12 protein-coding genes are annotated in these 18,266 nt (G+C 74.0%); 8 read left to right on the top strand and 4 right to left on the bottom strand.

Annotated elements, in window-relative coordinates; all coding sequences use genetic code 11:
- Positions 1-378 precede the first annotated feature (378 nt).
- Positions 379-2,688 carry a protein kinase gene (locus ACFYVJ_RS23400; protein WP_388894584.1) on the top strand — a complete coding sequence of 770 codons (2,310 nt, stop codon included), beginning with the start codon at positions 379-381 and terminating at the stop codon, positions 2,686-2,688.
- An 80-nt stretch (positions 2,689-2,768) separates the two neighbouring features.
- Here ACFYVJ_RS23400 and ACFYVJ_RS23395 read toward each other — a convergent pair whose 3' ends face one another.
- Positions 2,769-3,506: a TetR/AcrR family transcriptional regulator gene (locus tag ACFYVJ_RS23395; RefSeq protein WP_388894581.1), complete on the bottom strand. Its 738-nt coding sequence runs from the start codon at positions 3,504-3,506 to the stop codon at positions 2,769-2,771.
- Between the two features lie 163 nt (positions 3,507-3,669).
- Between ACFYVJ_RS23395 and ACFYVJ_RS23390 the strand changes: the two genes are divergently transcribed.
- Positions 3,670-5,892: an MMPL family transporter gene (locus ACFYVJ_RS23390; RefSeq protein WP_388894578.1), complete on the top strand. Its 2,223-nt coding sequence runs from the start codon at positions 3,670-3,672 to the stop codon at positions 5,890-5,892.
- A 516-nt stretch (positions 5,893-6,408) separates the two neighbouring features.
- Here the strand turns inward: ACFYVJ_RS23390 and ACFYVJ_RS23385 are convergent.
- Positions 6,409-6,600, bottom strand: a complete 192-nt coding sequence (locus ACFYVJ_RS23385) for a hypothetical protein (protein WP_388894575.1) — start codon at positions 6,598-6,600, stop codon at positions 6,409-6,411.
- Between ACFYVJ_RS23385 and ACFYVJ_RS23380 the strand changes: the two genes are divergently transcribed.
- Positions 6,599-7,894: a multicopper oxidase family protein gene (locus ACFYVJ_RS23380; RefSeq protein ID WP_388894572.1), complete on the top strand. Its 1,296-nt coding sequence runs from the start codon at positions 6,599-6,601 to the stop codon at positions 7,892-7,894. The genes ACFYVJ_RS23385 and ACFYVJ_RS23380 overlap by 2 nt on opposite strands.
- Positions 7,895-7,963: 69 nt before the next feature.
- Here ACFYVJ_RS23380 and ACFYVJ_RS23375 read toward each other — a convergent pair whose 3' ends face one another.
- Positions 7,964-10,360, bottom strand: a complete 2,397-nt coding sequence (locus ACFYVJ_RS23375) for an AbfB domain-containing protein (RefSeq protein ID WP_388894568.1) — start codon at positions 10,358-10,360, stop codon at positions 7,964-7,966.
- A 131-nt stretch (positions 10,361-10,491) separates the two neighbouring features.
- Here ACFYVJ_RS23375 and ACFYVJ_RS23370 point away from each other — a divergent pair, with 131 nt between their 5' ends.
- The 5 genes from ACFYVJ_RS23370 (at position 10,492) to ACFYVJ_RS23350 (ending at position 15,768) form a co-directional block, all read left to right on the top strand.
- Positions 10,492-11,961, top strand: coding sequence for a glycoside hydrolase family 76 protein (locus ACFYVJ_RS23370; protein ID WP_388894565.1), 1,470 nt, complete (start codon positions 10,492-10,494; stop codon positions 11,959-11,961).
- A gap of 208 nt (positions 11,962-12,169) precedes the next feature.
- The gene (locus ACFYVJ_RS23365; protein ID WP_388894562.1) at positions 12,170-13,054 is read left to right on the top strand and encodes a universal stress protein; all 885 of its coding nucleotides are present in this window, start codon (positions 12,170-12,172) and stop codon (positions 13,052-13,054) included.
- Between the two features lie 99 nt (positions 13,055-13,153).
- Complete coding sequence (locus ACFYVJ_RS23360) at positions 13,154-14,251, top strand: chemotaxis protein (RefSeq protein ID WP_388894559.1); 1,098 nt, start codon at positions 13,154-13,156, stop codon at positions 14,249-14,251.
- A 126-nt stretch (positions 14,252-14,377) separates the two neighbouring features.
- Positions 14,378-14,950, top strand: a complete 573-nt coding sequence (locus ACFYVJ_RS23355) for a dihydrofolate reductase family protein (protein WP_388894555.1) — start codon at positions 14,378-14,380, stop codon at positions 14,948-14,950.
- A 338-nt stretch (positions 14,951-15,288) separates the two neighbouring features.
- Complete coding sequence (locus ACFYVJ_RS23350; protein WP_388894552.1) at positions 15,289-15,768, top strand: GtrA family protein; 480 nt, start codon at positions 15,289-15,291, stop codon at positions 15,766-15,768.
- 128 nt (positions 15,769-15,896) lie between these two features.
- On the opposite strand, the gene katG is transcribed toward ACFYVJ_RS23350, so the two are convergent.
- The gene (gene katG, locus ACFYVJ_RS23345) at positions 15,897-18,128 is read right to left on the bottom strand and encodes a catalase/peroxidase HPI (RefSeq protein ID WP_388894549.1); all 2,232 of its coding nucleotides are present in this window, start codon (positions 18,126-18,128) and stop codon (positions 15,897-15,899) included.
- Between the last annotated feature and the right edge of the window lie 138 nt (positions 18,129-18,266).

Raw genomic sequence — 18,266 nt, 5'->3', positions numbered from 1 at the left:
GGCACGTCTGATGGGGACTCGTCGTGCCGCCCGGGCCGAACTCCGTCACCAACTCGCCGGTGGCGGCCTCGAACCCGGCGCCTTCGCGTCCTGCCCGTGCTCCCGCCCCCGTGCCTGTCCACGTCCCCGTCGCCGCCGGTGCGGACGGCGGGCCCCGCCGGCCCGGGGACCACGAGCAGCGCGAGCCCGGCCACGCCCCGCCGCACACGTCCCACGATTCCCGCTCCCGCCCGCCGTGCCCGGGTACCGCGCGCCCCGTCCCCCGCCGATCCGGAGTGCCGGTCGTGCCAAGGTCAACTACCGGGGGCCCGCTTGGTGATTGGGTAGGGGGCGAGCAGTGCCGGGGGACGTGTGCTCCGGCGCGGAGGGAGGAGTGCCGTGGAGCCGCTGGCGGATGGGGATCCCGCCCGGGTGGGCGACTTCGTGCTACGCGGCCGGCTGGGCGCGGGCGGTATGGGGGAGGTCTTCCTCGCCCGGTCGCCCGGCGGACGGGCCGCGGCGGTGAAGGTGGTGCACGCCCATCTGGCCCGGCAGCCCGAGTTCCGCGGCCGGTTCCGGCGGGAGGTCGCCGCCGCGCGGTCGGTCAGCGGCGCGTACACCGCGCCCGTGATGGCCGCGGGCCCGGAGGACGATCCGCCGTGGATCGCCACGCTCTACGTCCCGGGCCCCTCCCTGGCGGAAGCCGTGCGCGCGGCCGGGCCGTTCCCCGAGGCCGCGGTGTGGCCGCTGGCCGCGGGACTCGTCGAGGCGCTGCAGGCCATCCACGCCGAGGGGCTGCTCCACCGCGACCTCACGCCGTCGAACGTGCTGCTGGCCGCGGACGGCCCGCGGGTCATCGACTTCGGGATCTCCCGGGCCGTGGACGGCACCGTGCTCACCGGGACCGGCGCGACCATCGGCACGCCGGGGTTCATGTCCCCAGAGCAGGCCCAGGACGGCGACGTCCGGCAGGCAGGAGACGTCTTCTCCTTCGGTGCCGTGCTGGCCTACGCCGCCGGCGGCGTCGCGCCGTTCGGGCACGGCACGCCGCTGGGCGTCCTGCATCGCGTGGTCACGGCGGAACCGCAGTTGGACGAGGTGCCCGAGCGGATACGCACCCTCGTCGCCGCGTGCCTGGCCAAGAACCAGGACGACCGGCCCACCCTCGCCGAACTCCTCGGCCTGATCGGCGCGGAGTGGGACCCGGGCGACGACTTCGCGGCCTCGGCGCCGTGGCCCGAGGCCGTGCACACCCTCATCGAGGCCCGCGCCGTACCCGGTACGGCACGGGCCACCGAGCCCGACGGCGCTCCGCCGCCCCCGCACGACGCGCCCACGGCCACCGCGCCGCCGCGGTACACCCCCACGGATCCGGGCGGGCAGCCGGAGCCGGAACCCCCGCCCGCCGCCGCCAGGTCCGGTCGCCTGCCGAAGGAGGACCGCCCCCGCGCGCTGCGCCGCCGCCACCGGCACGCACTCAGGCTCGGCAGGTCGGGCGAGCACGAGGAGTCCGCCCGGCTGCTGGCCGAGCTGGTCGCGGACCGCAGCCGGGTGCAGGGGCCCGACCATCTCGACGTCATGTTCACCCGCCAGCACCACGCCATGGCCGTCGCGCGGTCGGGCCGGGAGGCGGAGGCCGCGAGCCTGCTGGCGGACCTGGTCCCGGAGTTCGTACGCCGCGTGGGGCCGGACCACCGCAACACCGTGACCACCCGCCGGGGCCACGCCGAGGCCGTCGGCAACGCGGGCGGGCACGAGGAGGCCGTACGCCTGCTGGCGGACCTCGTCCCGGACTCCGTACGCGTGCTCGGCCCCGACCACCCCGACACCCTGCTCGCCCGCCACCTGCACGGCCTCCACCTCGCGGACGCGGGTGACTACGCGGAGGCGGCGCGCCTGTTCGCGGTCCTCCTCGACGACCGGATCCGGGTGCACGGCCGCAACCACGAGAAGACCCTGGTCGCCCGCATGCTCCACGCCCACTGCGTCGGGATGGCGGGGGACCACGCGGAAGGGGCCCGTCTGATGGGCGAACTCGTGCCCGCCCTGTCCCGGGTACGCGGCCCCGACCACGCTGAGACCCTGGCCGCCCGCGGCAGCCGGGCCCGCCATCTCGGTGACGCCGGGGAGCATGCGGCCGCGGCGCGCGCGTATGCGGAACTGGCCGCCGACACGGGCCGCGTCCTGGGCCCGGACCACGACGACACCCTGGGCGCGCGCGAGCGCCACGCTTCCCTTCTCGGCGCGTCCGGGGAGCACGTGGAGTCCGCCCGGCTGCACGCGGGACTGGCCGCCGACCACGCGCGCCTCCACGGCCCCGACCACCGCGACACCGTGCTCGCCCGGCACCTCAGCGCGTGGGAGCTCGGGGAGGCGGGCGAGTACGCCGAGGCGGCGCGGCTGATGGGCGAGGTCGCGGCCGACTGGGAGCGCGTCATGGGGCCCGACTACCGGGACACCCTGAACGCGCGCATTTTCCACGCCCGTTACGTCGGCGGGACGGGGGACCATGCCGAGGCGGCCCGGCTGACCGGTGCGGTCGCGACGGACTGGGCGCGCGTCGAGGGTCCCGACCACCCGGAAGCCCTCGGTTGCCGCGAGTGGCAGGCGTTCTACCTCGACGAGCTGGGGGAGCACGACGAGGCCGAGCGCCTGCGGGCCGAAGTGGACGCCTACCGCACCCGCAACGAGGGAGAACCGGCGGCCTGACGGCGGCCCCTCGACCCCCTCCGCCGGGCCCACCGCGTGCGGCGCCGGGCCCGCGCCTGGCGGTACCGTCCGCCGGCGGGCTACGGGCCGGCCGGGATGCGGCGGCGGGTGTCGGTGAGGAGGTTGCGCATCGACAGGCGGAACAGCTCGGCGCGGTGGTCGCCGAGGAACGCGGTGTGGCCGAACACCTCCAGCACCACCAGCCCGTGCATGTGCCCCCACGCGCTGAACAGCAGCGCGACCGCCGCCGGCGGCAGCGCCGCCGGGTCGCCGCCGCGCAAGCCGTCGAGCACGGCGTGGAGTTCGGGGGAGAGGGGCGGGAGGTCGGCGGCGGCGAGCCGGTCCCTCCCGTACCCGCGGAACATCTCGCGCTCGAAGACGGCGCTCATCCTGCGCACCGCCTGCGTGGTCGGCCCCTCGGCGGGCGCCGCGTAGTACCGCAACGGGGTGCCGTAGATCAACTGGAACCGCTCCGGGTTGGCCACCGCCCAGCGGCGGTAGCCCTCTGTCGCGGCGGCGAACCCCGCCCCGTCCCCGGGGGTGCCGCCGGCCGCGTCCGCAGCCTCCTGCACCGCCGCCGCCAGGTCGTCGTACGTCTTGGTGATGAGCGTCGTCAGCAGCGCGTCCCTGCTGGGGAAGTAGTGGTACAGCGCCTGCACCGTCATCCCCAGCCCGCGCGCGACCGCCCGCAGTGACAGGGCCGCCGGGCCGTGTTCCACGATGTGCGCCTCGGCGGCGTCCACGATCTCCCGGACCGCGACCGCCCGGCGCCGCTCGCGCAGCGACGGCGGGGGCGCGGGGCGTTCGTCCACGGCCATGGCAACTCCCCGTTCGCCGGCGGCTTGTCAGAAAAACTTAACACTGCCAAATTCTCCGCCGCCTGGCTACCGTCGTGCGCGCCGGCCCCCCTTCACGTCGACCCGGGCCCGCCCCTTGCCACTTGACGGACATATCGCGTTACATACACAAAGGAGACCTCTCGTGTTCCACCGCATAGCCGAGCTGGCGATCCGCCGGTCCCGGCTGGTCCTCGTCGTCGCCGCCGTGGCCGTCGTCCTCATGGGCGCCCTCGGCGCCGGCGCCTTCGCCCAGCTCAAGGGCGGCGGCTACGACGACCCGTCCGCCCAGTCCACCCGGGCCGGCGAGATCATCGACGACAAGTTCGGCGGGGAGACGAACCTCGTCCTGCTGGTACGGGCCACCCGGGACGGCGCCGACGTCGACGCCCGGCCGGTCGCGGCGGGCGGCCGGGACCTGGTGACCGAGCTGAAGGCCGACGACCGGGTCACGAACGTCGTCTCGTACTGGGACGCGGGCAATCCCGCGCTGCGCTCGCAGGACCGCGGCGAGGCCCTGGTGCTCGCGCACGTCGAGGGCGACGAGACGGAGCGCGCGGAGAACGCCGAGGGCGTCGTCGACGCCTTCACCGGGGAGCGGGCCGGCGGGCTCGACGTCCGGGCCGGCGGCGGCAGCGCCGTGGACGTCGAGCTGTCGCCGCAGGTGCAGAAGGACCTGGTGCTCGCCGAGGCGATCGCCGTGCCGCTGACACTGGTGCTGCTGCTGTTCGTCTTCGGCAGCGTGGTCGCCGCGCTGCTGCCGCTGGCCATCGCGCTCATCGCCATTGCCGGCACGTTCGCGCAGCTCTTCGTCCTCGGCAGCGTCACCGATGTCTCCGTCTCCGCGGTCAACCTGACCACGGCACTCGGCCTGGGCCTGGGCATCGACTACGCGCTGCTGATGGTCAGCCGGTTCCGCGAGCAGCTCGGCGCGGGCGCGTCCGTCGCCGACGCCGTGCGCACCACGGTGCACACCGCGGGCCGTACCGTCGTGTTCTCCGCCGCCACCGTGGCCGCCGCGCTCGCGGCGCTCATGGTCTTCCCCCAGTACTTCCTGCGCTCCTTCGGCTACGCCGGGGTCGGCGTCGTCGCCATCGCCGCGCTGAGCACGCTCTTCGTGATGCCTGCGCTGCTCGCCGTGCTGGGCCACCGCGTCAACGGCGGCAGGCTGCCGTGGGCGAAGTCCCGGCGCGGTGACTCCCGTGCGCCGCTGTGGGGGAGGCTGGCCCGTACCGTCATGCGGCGGCCCGCGGTCACGGCGCTGCCGGTGCTCGCGGTGCTGCTGCTCGCGGCGAGCCCGCTGCTGGGCATCACGTTCGGCACGCCGGACGAGCGGGTGCTGCCCGAGGACTCCGAGAGCCGCCAGGTCGCCACGGTGCTGCGGGAGGACTTCGCGGGCAACGACGACGGGGCCGTCCACGTCGTCATCGACGGGGCCGTCGCCGGGGCCCCGCTGGCGGCGTACGCGGGCGAACTCTCCGGCCTGGACGGCGTCGTCCGCGTCGAGGCGAGCACCGCGACCTACGCCGCGGGCGAGGAGGCCGGCGCCGGCAACCCCGCGCTCGGCCGCCCCGGCGCGCAGCAGCTCAGCGTCGTCGGCGAGGCCGCGCCGAAGTCGGACGCCGGTCAGCGGCTGGTCGCGGACGTGCGCGCGGTCGCGCCGCCCGGGGGAACGGAACCGCAGGTCGGCGGGGTCGCCGCGGCGCTCGTCGACTCCAGGGACTCGCTGGCGGACCGGCTGCCGATCGCCGTCGCGCTCGTCGTGCTCAGCACCTTCGTGCTGCTCTTCCTCTTCACCGGCAGCGTGGTGCAGCCGCTGCGCGCCCTGGTCCTCAACCTGATCAGCCTGGGCGCCACCCTGGGCGTGATGACGTGGATGTTCCAGGACGGCAACCTCTCCTCGGTCTTCGGCTTCACCGCCCAGCCGATGGAGGTGTCGATGACGATGCTGATGTTCTGCATCGCCTTCGGCCTGTCCATGGACTACGAGGTGTTCGTCACCAGCCGGATCAAGGAGCTGCACGAGCAGGGCGCGGACAACGGGACGGCCGTGGCCGACGGCCTCGGGCACACCGGACGCATCGTCAGCGCCGCGGCCTGCCTGCTCGCGGTGAGCTTCTTCGCCTTCGGCACCGCGCAGATCAGCTTCATGCAGATGTTCGGCCTGGGCACCGGGCTGGCCATCCTCATCGACGCGGTGGCGGTACGCGGCGTCCTCGTACCCGCCGCGATGCGCCTCCTCGGCCGCTCCGCCTGGTACGCCCCGGGCCCCCTGCGCCGCTTCCACCGCCGCTTCGGGCTGAGCGAGGGCGGCACCGTGCCGGGTACCGCGGCCCCGCTGCCGCGGCGCCTGCCCGCCAGGCGGTGAGTAAAGAAGTCGTCAAGAAGTGAGCGGCCGGGGCCGGGTGGAGGCGAGCGTTCCGCGGCTGCCGTCCCGGCCGCCCGCCGGCCGGCGGACCGCTCCCCCTGCTGCCCACCTGCGGCGGAGCGCTGCCCGCGGCCCGCAGGCCGGCCGGCCACCGGGCGTGGCCGCGCCCGGCCCGCGTTCAGGTCGTTGAAGAATAAATCAGTCTGCTTCGGGCTTTGCCGCCATCCCTCCTGCATGAAATCAAGTCAGTCCCAAGCGGGGCGATCCATACTGCCGACGCGAGGTGCGAGTCGCTCACACCTCCCTGTCGATCCGTTACGGATCCCGCAGAACCCGTTGCGGGCCGGGCCCAAAGGCTCCCGGACCCGGCCCGCACCGGTGACCGCACGGACTGTCCACGGCCCGGGTGACACGGCCTCGGAACCGTCTGGACGCCACGACCCTCATCCCTCCCGCGCCCCCGATTCCCGTCCGCCACAGCGCCGTGGCGATCCGGCGATCCGGGGCGCACACAGTTCACAGTTCGATGGAGGCAATATTCATGGTGAGTCGGCGCAGGGTGCTCGCTGCGGGTATGGCAACGGCGTGCACGGGGGTGACCGGGGCGGCGTTGGTCCCGCTGGTGACCACACCGGCCGGGGCCGAGCCCGCCGGCGCAGCGCGGGCGGCGAACGCCGCGCCCGCGGTCACGCCCTTCACCCAGCCCATGCCACGGCCCACGGTGCTGTCGCCGGTGTCGTCGGGCGGCGGCGTCGACGTCTACGTCATGACGATGCAGCCGGGGACCGCGGAGATACTGCCCGGCGTCCAGTCCCAGGTGCTCACCTTCAACGGGAGCTTCCCCGGCCCGCTGATCAGGGCGCGCCGCGGCCGGCCCGTCGTCATCCAGCAGCGCAACCGGCTCGACGTGCCCGCGTCGGTGCACCTGCACGGCGGGGAGGTGGACCCGCAGCACGACGGCCAGCCGATGGAGACCATCGCCCCGGGCGCGGACCGTACGTACTACTACCCCAACACCCAGCCGCACGCCTCGCTCTGGTACCACGACCACGCCCACCACATCGAGTCCGAGAACGTCTACCGCGGGCTGGCCGGCCAGTACCTCATCACCGACGAGGTCGAGGAGGCGCTGCCGCTGCCCACCGGGCAGTACGACCTGCCCATCGCCATCCGCGACGCCAACGTGGACGCGACGGGACTGCACTACACGATGGGCGACCGGCAGCGGTCCACGATGATCGCCAACGGCAAGGCGTACCCGTACGTCCAGGTCGCCGCCCGCAAGTACCGCATCCGGCTGCTCAACTGCTCCAACCAGCGCTTCATGGAGCTGGGGCTGGAGGACGGCGGCGAGATGATCCAGATCGGCTCCGACGGCGGGCTGCTGCCGCGCCCGCACCGCACCACCGCCATTCCGCTGTCCGCCGCCGAGCGCGCCGACGTCGTCATCGACTTCTCCCGCTACCCGGTCGGCAGCAGCGTCGTGCTGAAGAACACCGGCGGCTTCGGCAGCCCGGAACTCGTCGGCCAGGTGCTGCGCTTCGACATCGTCAGGACCGCGAAGGACAGCAGCCGCGTCCCGGACGTGCTGCGCGAGCTGCCGCCGCTGCCGCAGCCGACCGCCGAGCGCACCGTCACCCTGCGGATGGACGAGGACGGCCGGCCGAACCCGCAGGCGTACATGGACGAGAAGCTGTACGACCCGGCCCGGGTGGACCAGCAGATCCGCTTCGGCGCCAGCGAGATCTGGACGATCAGGAACCTCAACCAGATCGCGTGGCACAACTTCCACATGCACCTCGTCCAGTTCCGCGTCCTGGAGCGCAACGGCCAGGCGCCGGGCCCGGGCGAGGCGGGGCTGAAGGACACCGTCAACCTGCGCCCGAACGAGACGGTCAGGGTCCAGGCGACGTTCGACACCCACCGGGGCTCGTACGTCTACCACTGCCACATGCTCGACCACTCCGCGATGGGCATGATGGCGACGATGAAGATCGCCTGACCGCGGCCGGCCCGCCGGCGTGCCGGCCGGGGGGCTCCCCGGCCGGCCCCGCCTTGCGGCGGCTCCGCCCTACGGTGCCCAGGGTGCGGCCACGGACCAGGTGGTGTCCTCGGTGAAGGTGGCCGGGTCGTCCCAGGGGTGGCCCGCGCCCTGCCGGGCCAGCCACACCTCGGAGCCGATGTGGCGGACGAAGCTGCCCGGGAAGTTCGCGGACGAGAGCCGCACCCCGCCGCTGCCGGGTGCCGGGCAGAACGTGGCGTCCTCGCGGAACAGCACCCCGTCGCCCGCCTCGCGGCGCACCCGGAACTCCCGGTGGCGCAGGTACTCGCCGGGGTAGTTGCGGGACTCGAAGGAGTAGCAGCGCGGGTTGCCGAGGCCGCGTACGACCTTCCAGGTGGCGTCCCGCTTGAGCAGGTCGCCGCTGGCCGCGGTGACGACTTCGGTGGTGGCGAGGGCGTCGGTGTGGCGCAGGTAGCGGTCGGTGTGGCCGGGGGTGGTCACGCGCAGCGAGACGTACGCGCCCACGGGCAGCGTCACCGGTGCCGCGGGGTCGCGGGAGGCGGCGATCAGCGCCTCGTTGGCCGCCCGGACGCGGGCGGCGTCGACCTTCGTCACCTGCCTGTCGTACGTGAGCAGCCCGTTGGCCTCGTTCTCCAGGTCGGTGGTCTCGGTGTAGACGGAGGCCGACAGGCCGGCGGGCAGGGAGTGCTCGCGCAGGTCGTCGAGGAGCCCCGTGAGGCGGTCGTTCAGCGCCGCCGGGCTCGGCTGGTCCTCGTAGCTGAAGCCGCCGCCGGGGTACCACTCGTGGCCGGGGACCTTGTAGCCCAGGCCGCCGTACTCGCCGAGGACGGCGGCGCGGTCCGCCTCGGGCGCGGTGTTGCCGGGGCCGACGTAGACGTGGTTGTCGACGAGGTCGCCGTTGCCGCCGTCGACGGAGCCGCAGCAGTTGACCCCGCTCATGTTGTCGACCAGCCGGGAGGGGTCGCGGGCCTTGACCTCGTCGGCGATCCTGGCCTGGTCGTACTGCCCCCAGCCCTCGTTCTGGTTCACCCAGGTCACCAGCGCGGGCGAGCTGAGGTGCTGGTCGATCACGGCGTCGTACTCCGCCTCCCACTGCACGCGGGCCGCGGCGTCCGGGGTCTTGCCGGTGGCCATCGACGGCATGTCCTGCCAGACCAGCAGGCCGAGCCGGTCGGCCCAGTAGAACCAGCGCTGCGGCTCGACCTTGATGTGCTTGCGGACCATGTTGAAGCCGAGGTTCTTCATCGCCTGGAGGTCGTACTTGAGCGCCTCGTCGGTGGGGGCGGTGTAGATGCCGTCGGGCCAGTAGCCCTGGTCGAGGGTGCCGGTCTGGAAGACGAACTCGCCGTTGAGCACGGGCCGCTGCACGCCGCCGACCTCGGCGAGGCCCACGGAGCGCATGCCGGCGTAGCTGCCGACGGTGTCGACCGGGGTGCCGTCGGCGGCGAGGAGTTCGGCGCGTACGTCGTAGAGGAACGGATCGTCGGGAGACCACAGCCGCGGGTCGGGGACGCGGACGGAGAACGCACCGCCGGCCGGCCCGGTGGCGGTGCCGACGACGGTGCCGCCGTCGCGGACGGTGACGCGCGCGGTGTGGCCGGCGAGGCCGGCGCCGTGGACGGTGACGTCGAGGGAGTCGTCGCCGAGGTCCGGCACCAGGTCGAGCCGGGTGACGTGCGCGGGCGCGACCGGCTCCAGCCAGACGGTCTGCCAGATGCCGGAGGCGGCGGTGTAGAAGATGCCGCCGCCGGGGTGCGGCACGATGTCGTGGTCGCGGCGCTGCTTGCCGACCGCCTGGCCACCGGCCTCGGTCGGGTCGTACACCGAGACGGTGAGGGTGTTGGTGCCGGCGGTCAGCAGGTCGGTGATGTCCCGGCTGAAGGCGTCGAAGCCGCCGCGGTGCGGCGCGCCGGCCGCACGGCCGTTGACCAGGACGGTCGTCTCCCAGTCCGAGCCGCCGAAGTTGAGCACGACGCGGCGTCCCGACCAGCCGGCGGGGACGGTGAAGGTGCGCTGGTACCAGAGCTTGTCGTTCTCGGTGATGCGGCGCTGGACGCCGGAGAGCGCGGACTCGGCGGCGAACGGGACGCGGATCTGCTGGTCGTACGCGGCCGGCGGCCCGGCGTCGCGGCCGGTGACGGCGAAGTCCCAGATGCCGTTGAGGTTGGCCCAGTCGGGGCGGGTGAGCTGGGGGCGGGGGTACTCGGGCAGCGGGGCGTCGACGGGGACGTCGCCGGTCCAGGGGGTGGTCATGGGCGAGGGCTTGGGGGTCCAGTCGGCTGCGGCCCGGTCCCCAGCGGACCGGTCCCCGGTGGCGGCGGGCGCGGCGCTGAGGCCCGTACCGAGGAGGGCTGCGACGAGGGCGAAGACGGCGGCGGCCGCGCGCGGCCGGCCGCGTAACCGGCGTGCTCGTGGTGGGCGCGGGGGGTGTGGGGGAGTGGGCACGGGGGTTCCTCCGGCTCTACAACGTTATAAAGATGAGGCTCATGTCGTACGACACCACCACCCGGGCGCGCCGTCCAGACCCGGGGCCGAAGTCATTGACGTAAACATGACATCCGGTCACTGTGGTGCATATGAAGCGCTTAGCGACGCTGACGGCGGCGGCCGCGCTCGCCGCCGGCTCCCTGGCCGCCGTCCCCGCCCCCACATCCGCGGCGCAACCCGCATCCGCCGCGCCCGAACCCGCCCGGATCTGCAACGTTTACTGCGATGCCCGCGACCCCGCCCAGGCCGCCCGCGACCGCACCGCGGTCACCGCCACCCTCTTCTCCCGCACCCTCGCGCTGCACGTGGACGACGACAGCGCCATGGGCTGGGCGACGATCGGCAACGGCAGCCCAGGCGACGAGGTCTGGCTCGACCGCTCCTTCGACGGTGGCCGCACCTGGGCCTCCGGCAGCCGGCTCGGCAACACCGCCGTCCCGGTCGGCCAGCGCGGCTGGCGCACCGGCATGTACAACGTCGACGACTGGGCGAACCGCGGCGTCGGCGCCCTGCGCGCCTGCGGCAAGGCCGCCGACCGCCCCGACATCGCCTGCACCCCGTGGGCCCGCAGCACCTGGAACGCCTGGGACCGCAGAACCGCCGCCGCCACCGCGCAGATGTCCTTCTACGACCAGGGCACCGGCCTCTTCGCCACCACCGGCTGGTGGAACTCCGCCAACGCCCTCACCGCCGTCATCGACAACATCCGCGTCAGCGGCATGCGCAGCTACGAGTACGCCGTCGCGCACACCTACGACCGCCAGCTCGGCGCCCACCAGGGCCAGTTCCGCAACGACTACATCGACGACACCGGCTGGTGGGGCCTGGCCTGGATCGCCGCGTACGACCTGACCGGCGACCGCCGCTACCTCGACACCGCCCGCGCCGACGCCGACCACATGGCCGCGTACTGGGACGGCCGCTGCGGCGGCGGCGTGTGGTGGAGCCAGGCGAAGACGTACAAGAACGCCATCTCCAACTCCCTCTACATCCACCTCAACGCGGCCCTGCACAACCGCATCGCGGGCGACACCGCGTATCTGAAGCGGGCGCGCGACGGCTGGACCTGGTTCCAGGGCACCGGCATGATCAACGGCTCCTCCCTGGTCAACGACGGCATCGACCTGGGCACCTGCCGCAACAACGGCCAGCCGGTCTGGTCGTACAACCAGGGCGTGCTGCTCGGCGCCCTCACCGAACTCCACCGCGCCACCGGCGAGGACGCCCTCCTGACCACCGCCCGCCGCCTCGCCGACGCCGCGACCACGGCGCCGTCGCTGCACACCGCGGACGGCATCCTGCGCGACCCCTGCGAGTCGGGCGACTGCGGCGCGGACGGCCCTTCCTTCAAGGGCGCCCACGTCCGCGGCCTGGGCAAGCTCAACGCCGCCCTGCCCGGCCACCCGTACACCGCCTACCTCGAACGCCAGGCGGACCGCGCCCACGCCTCCGACCGCAACGCGCTCGACCAGTACGGCCTGCGCTGGTACGGCCCACTGGACAAGACCGACGCGGCCCGCCAGCAGAGCGCCCTGGACCTGATGAACGCGGCCCCGTAGCGGTCGTCACGGATCACCGGCACCGCACTCCCCGGTCCCCGCGGCCGGCTCCTCCCGGTCCTGGTCGCGCCGGCGGGCCCTCCCGGGGGGTCACCCGACTGCGGGCGCAGCGCTGGTGTGTCCGGCGCGGGTGGCACAGGCTCGGGTCAGTACCCCTGGTGTGCGGCCCGCGGGAGGCGTGTGGCGCGCGGGAACGGAGAGTGGCGGGATGGAGACTGCGCCGGTCGTCGTGGGCGTGGACGGCTCCGCGGCGGGCCTCGACGCGGTCGCGGCCGCCGCGCGCGAGGCGAAGCTGCGCGGGTGCCCCCTGCGGGTCGTGCACGCGTTCCTCTGGCCGGCCTTCGGCGCCTACCCCGGCGCCGCCGCGATGCTCCCGGGGGACACCGCGCTGCGCAAGGAGGCCGAGAAGGTCGTCGAAGACGCCGTGGCGCACGCCCGCACCTCGGAGCCCCGCGTCAAGGTCCACGGGGCCGTCGTGACCGGCGAGGCCATGGAGGTCCTGGTCAAGGAGTCGAAGACGGCGCAGTTGGCGGTGGTCGCGGGCCGCGGCCTCGGCGCGTTCGCCCGGCTGCTCGTGGGCTCGACGGCGGTCCATCTGTCCGCGTACGGCCACTGCCCCGTGCTCGTCGTACGCGTCGGCGGCGCGGGCCCGCGCGGTCCCGTGCTGCTGGCGGTCGACGGCTCGCCGGCCGGGGCCGCCGCCGTGGAGTTCGCCTTCGCCGAGGCGGCCAGGCGGCGCACCGGGCTCGTCGCGCTGCACGTGGGGAGCGCCTGGACCGCGTTCTCGCCGCGCCGGGACGAGCCGGCCGGGGCCGCCCCGGAGGGGAAGGCCGCGGCGGGCGACCGGGTGCTCGCCGAGGCGCTGGCGGGTGCCGAGAAGTCGTATCCGGACGTACGCGTCGAACGTACCGCCGTCGAGGGCTCGGCCCGCGAACTGCTCATCGAGGCCAGCAAGGACGCCGGCCTCCTCGTCACCGGCGCCCGCGGCCACGGCGGCTTCGCCGGGCTGCTCCTCGGCTCGGTCAGCCACGCGCTCCTGCAGCACGCGCACTGCCCGGTCGCCGTCGTACGCGGCGCGGGTGAGCGCTCCTGACCCGGCACCGACCCCCACGCTCCGACCCCGAGCCCCGAACCGGCCCTGACCGGCCCTGACCCCCGCCGCACCGACGGCCGAAGGACCTGGAGAGGCACGATGGACACCTCGCTCACCCCCACGGCGCTCGCGGAACTGCGCGAGCGGCGCCCGTACCCCGCCGTGTCGCTCACCCTGCCCACGCACCGGCGGGCGCCCCGCAACGCGGAGGACTCCGTACGGCTGCGCAACGTCCTCGCCGAGGCCGAGCGGCAGCTCGACCGCGACCCCGGAGTGACCCGCGCGGCCCGCGAGGAGATCCGCGCGCAACTCGACGCGGCAGTCCAGGAGACCGATCTCTCCCTGGCGCTCGACGGCCTCGTCATCTTCGCCACCGTGGCCGAGCACCACGTCTTCGCCCTCCCGCGCGCCGTGCCCGAACGGGTCGTGCTCGCCGACTCGTTCCTCACCCGCAACCTGGTCGCGGCCTACGCGGCGCAGCGCCCGTACTGGGTGCTGTCCCTGGCCGCCGACCGCGTCACCCTGTGGAGCGGCTCGGGCGAGCGGATCACCGAGGCCACGGCCGACGGCTTCCCGATGACCAGGACCCTGGACAACCCGGACGTGGAGCGCGAGGAGCAGATCGGGGACACGCCCAGCACGTTCCGCGACGAGGAGGTCCGCATCTTCCTGCGCGACGCCGACGCCGCGCTGCACACGGTCCTCGCCAGGGACCCCCGGCCCCTCTACGCCACCGGCGCGGACGCCGCCCTCGCGCTCCTCGCCGACACCGGCACCGCCTCGGCCACCGCCGTCCACATCCCCCACGGCGGCCTGGCCCAGGGCCCGCCGGACGCGGTCGCCCGTACCGTCGCCCCGGCCCTGGAGACCCAGGCGCGCCAGCACGCCGCCGCGGCCATCGCCGCCCTGGACGACGCCCGGGGCCGCCGGGCGTTCGCGGGCGGGGTGGACGAGGTCTGGTCGAAGGTCGCCGACGGCCGCGTGCACCGCCTGGTCGTGGAGGAGAACTACCGCATCACCGTGCGCTCGGCCGACGACGACCACCTGGTCCCGGCCGAGGACGACGACCCGCAGGCCCGCCACGACATCGTGGACGAGATCGTCGAGCAGGCCCTCGACACCGGCGCCGAGGTCACGTTCGTCCCCGACGACGCCCTCGCGGACCACGACCGCATCGCGGCGGTGCTGCGCTACTGAGGCCGGGGCGGAAGGCAAGCGTGCGGCGAGCGATGACTTCCGGGTGTCAGGGCCGTCGTAAAGGATGACCGCAAGCGGCGCGGGGCCACCCCGCCGCAGCCATCACCGGATCAGGAGCCACCGACCATGCGTACTCTCATCAGCACCGCGTTCGTCTCCCTCGACGGCGTCATGGAGGCCCCGGGCGGCGAGCCCGGCTACCGCAACTCGGGCTGGACCTTCAAGGAGGTCGAGTTCCTCCCCGAGGCGTACGCGATGAAGGGCGAGGAGCAGGAGGAAGCCGGCGCGCTGATGATGGGCCGGGTCAGCTACGAGGCGTTCAGCCCGGTGTGGCCGGGGATGGAGGAGTTCGCCAGATACAAGGTGCTGCCGAAGTACGTCGTCTCCACCACCCTCGCCGAGGACGACCTCGTCACCGACTGGGGCGACATCACCATCCTGCGCTCCCTCGACGACGTCGCCGCCCTGAAGGAGACGGAGGGCGGGCCGATCAGCGTCCACGGCAGCGCGACCCTCAACCACAGCCTCGCGGACGCGGGCCTCATCGACCGCTACCACCTGCTGGTCTTCCCGCTGCTGCTCGGCGCGGGCAAGCGCCTGTACAGCGACACCTCGAAGGACACCCAGAAGCTCAAGCTGGTCTCCGCCGAGGCGTACGCCAACGGCATCCAGAAGAACGTCTTCGACGTCGTCCACTGACCCCCTCCGCCGCACCGCCCGCCGCAGCCGGACCCCGGCCGCCCGGGCGGTGAAGCGCGCGGACCGTCGTACGGCCGGCGACCCTCGGCGCGGCCGGTCCGACCGGGACGTTCCAGGACGAGACGGGGGAACTGCGCTGGCAGGAAGGGGTGTTCGGGGCCGGGGGCGGTGGGTGCGGTGGCGCTGACCGCTACCGCAGGGGGAGGCCAGCCCTCAGGGGCGGAGGGGGGGTAACCCCTACCAAGGCCGGGGGGAACCCGGATCGTGCCGGGCCCGGATGATCCGTAACTTCGAGGGTGTCATCGCAACGGCGGTGCGCACCGACCTCGGAGGACACCGTGATCCAGCTCCCCAGCCGCCCGGCCGTCGCGGCCTTCGCCCGGTTCGTGGCCTGCGGGGGCGGCGTCGGACTGGCCTCCAGCGGCGCGCTCGTGCTCCTCGACGGCGCCATGCCGATGATGGTCGCCAACGCGCTGATCACCGTGGTCTCGACGCTGCTGGCCACCGAGCTGCACGGCCGGGTGTCGTTCCGCAGCGAGCGGGGCGGCTGGCGCGTCCACCTCCAGTCGGCGCTGACGGTCGCCGTCTGCTACGTCTTCACCACCGCCGCGCTGCTGGCGCTGCACGAGGCACAGCCGGACCCCTCGGTCGTCACCGAACAGGCCGTCTACCTCTCCGCGTCGGCCCTGGCGGGCATAGGCCGCTTCGCGGTCCTCCGCGCCGTCGTCTTCGCCGACGACCGCCGCACCCGCCGTACCCGCCGCGACCGCCGCCGCACCCCGGCCCTCGCCCGGACGTCGGTGACGATGGCCGCGTAACGCCTCCGCCCGGCCGGGACCCCGGCTCTCGGCCTCGCCGAACTCCCCTGGCCCCGAATGCCGCCGGGCCGGCCCCCTCACGAGGAGGGGAGCCGGCCCGGACGGGTCGGATCGGGATCGGACCGGACTCAGCTCAGGTCGAAGCGGTCCAGCATCATGACCTTGTCCCACGCCGCGACGAAGTCGTGCACGAACTTCTCCTTGGCGTCGTCGCTCGCGTACACCTCCGCCACCGCGCGCAGCTCCGAGTTCGAGCCGAACACCAGGTCCGCCCGGGTGCCCGTCCACTTGACCTCGCCGGTGGCCGGGTCGCGGCCCTCGAAGAGCTGGCCGTCGCCGTTGGCCGACGTCCACGTGGTGTCCAGGTCGAGCAGGTTGACGAAGAAGTCGTTCGTCAGCGTGCCCGGGGCCTCGGTGAGCGCGCCCTGCGCGGACTGCTGGTGGTTGGCGCCCAGCACGCGCAGGCCGCCGACGAGGGCGGTCGTCTCCGGGGCGGTCAGCCCGAGGAGGTTGGCGCGGTCGAGCAGCAGGTACTCGGCCGGCAGCCGGGTGTCCTTGCCCAGGTAGTTGCGGAAGCCGTCCGCGGCCGGCTCCAGCGCGGCGAAGGACTCGGTGTCCGTCTGCTCCTCGGTGGCGTCGGCACGGCCCGGGGCGAACGGGACCTGGACCTCGACGCCGCCGTCCCTGGCCGCCTTCTCGACGCCCGCGGCGCCGGCGAGGACGATCAGGTCGGCGAGCGAGATCCGCTTGCCGCCGGACTGCGCCGCGTTGAACTCCTCCTGCACGCCCTCCAGCGTGCGCAGCACCCGCGCCAGCCGGTCGGGCTCGTTGACCTCCCAGCCGATCTGCGGCTGCAGCCGGATGCGGGCGCCGTTGGCGCCGCCGCGCTTGTCGCTGTCGCGGTACGTCGACGCCGACGCCCACGCCGTCGAGACCAGCTCGGAGACCGACAGGCCCGACTCCAGCACCGCGGCCTTCAGCGCCGCGACGTCCGCCGCGTCGACCAGCTCGTGCGCGACCTCCGGCAGCGGGTCCTGCCAGATCAGGTTCTCGGCCGGCACCTCCGGGCCGAGGTAGCGCACCTTCGGGCCCATGTCGCGGTGGGTGAGCTTGAACCAGGCGCGGGCGAAGGCGTCCGCGAACTCCGCCGGGTTGTCCTTGAAGCGCCGCGAGATCTGCTCGTACGACGGGTCGACGCGCAGCGACAGGTCCGTCGTCAGCATCGTCGGGGCGTGCCGCTTCGACGGGTCGTGGGCGTCGGGAACGGTGTCCGAGCCGGCGCCGTCCTTCGGCCGCCACTGGTGGGCGCCCGCGGGGCTCTTGAACAGCTCCCACTCGTAGCCGAAGAGGATCTCGAAGAAGCTGTTGTCCCAGGTGGTGGGGGTGTCGGTCCAGATGCCCTCGAGGCCGCTGGTGATCGCGTCGCCGCCCTTGCCGCTGGCGTGGCTGCTGATCCACCCCAGGCCCATGGCCTCGATCGGGGCGCCCTCGGGGGCGGGGCCGACGGCGTCGGCGGGGCCGTTGCCGTGGGTCTTGCCGAAGGTGTGGCCGCCGGCGATGAGGGCGACGGTCTCCTCGTCGTTCATCGCCATCCGGCGGAAGGTCTCGCGGATGTCGCGGGCCGCGGCGATCGGGTCGGGGTTGCCGTTGGGGCCCTCGGGGTTGACGTAGATGAGGCCCATCTGCACGGCGCCGAGCGGGTTCTCCAGCTCGCGGTCGCCGCTGTAGCGGCTGTCGCCGAGCCACTCGGTCTCGGGGCCCCAGTAGACGTCCTCCTCGGCCTCCCAGACGTCGGCGCGGCCGCCGGCGAAGCCGAAGGTGGCGAAGCCCATCGACTCCAGCGCGACGTTGCCGGAGAGGATCATGAGGTCGGCCCAGGACAGGCTCTGGCCGTACTTCTGCTTCACCGGCCACAGCAGCCGGCGGGCCTTGTCGAGGTTGCCGTTGTCCGGCCAGCTGTTCAGCGGGGCGAAGCGCTGCTGGCCGGAGCCGGCGCCGCCGCGGCCGTCGTGGATGCGGTACGTACCGGCGCTGTGCCACGCCATCCGGATGATCAGCGGGCCGTAGTTCCCGAAGTCCGCCGGCCACCAGTCCTGCGAGGTGGTGAGCACCTCGGCGATGTCCCGCTTGACCGCGGCCAGGTCCAGGCCGCGGAACGCCTCGGCGTAGTCGAAGTCCTCGCCGAGGGGGTTGGAGGCGGGCTGGTTCTTGGCGAGGATCTTCACGTTGAGGCGCTCGGGCCACCACTGGCGGTTGCCGCCGCCCTGGGTCGGGTGCGGGGCGCGGCCGTGCGCGACGGGGCAGCCTGCCGCCCCCTCCGGGTTGGTGTCGGTGACGTGTGCTTCAGGCTTGTCGGCCATGAAAATCCTTCCGGACCATGCGGTTGAGGGTGCGGTGCTCGGGGGCCGCGGGGCGGAGGAAGTGCGGAAGCGCCGGGGCAGCCGGGCGTGAACCGTGCGGTGTGGCCGGTTTACGCCTGGACGCGACCCTCGAACCGG

The sequence above is a fragment of the Streptomyces sp. NPDC004134 genome, from assembly GCF_042874195.1.
In the GTDB taxonomy this organism is placed as follows: Bacteria; Actinomycetota; Actinomycetes; order Streptomycetales; family Streptomycetaceae; genus Streptomyces.
The sequence above is the reverse complement of the archived record's forward strand: the minus strand, read 5'-3'. Positions and strand labels throughout refer to the sequence as shown.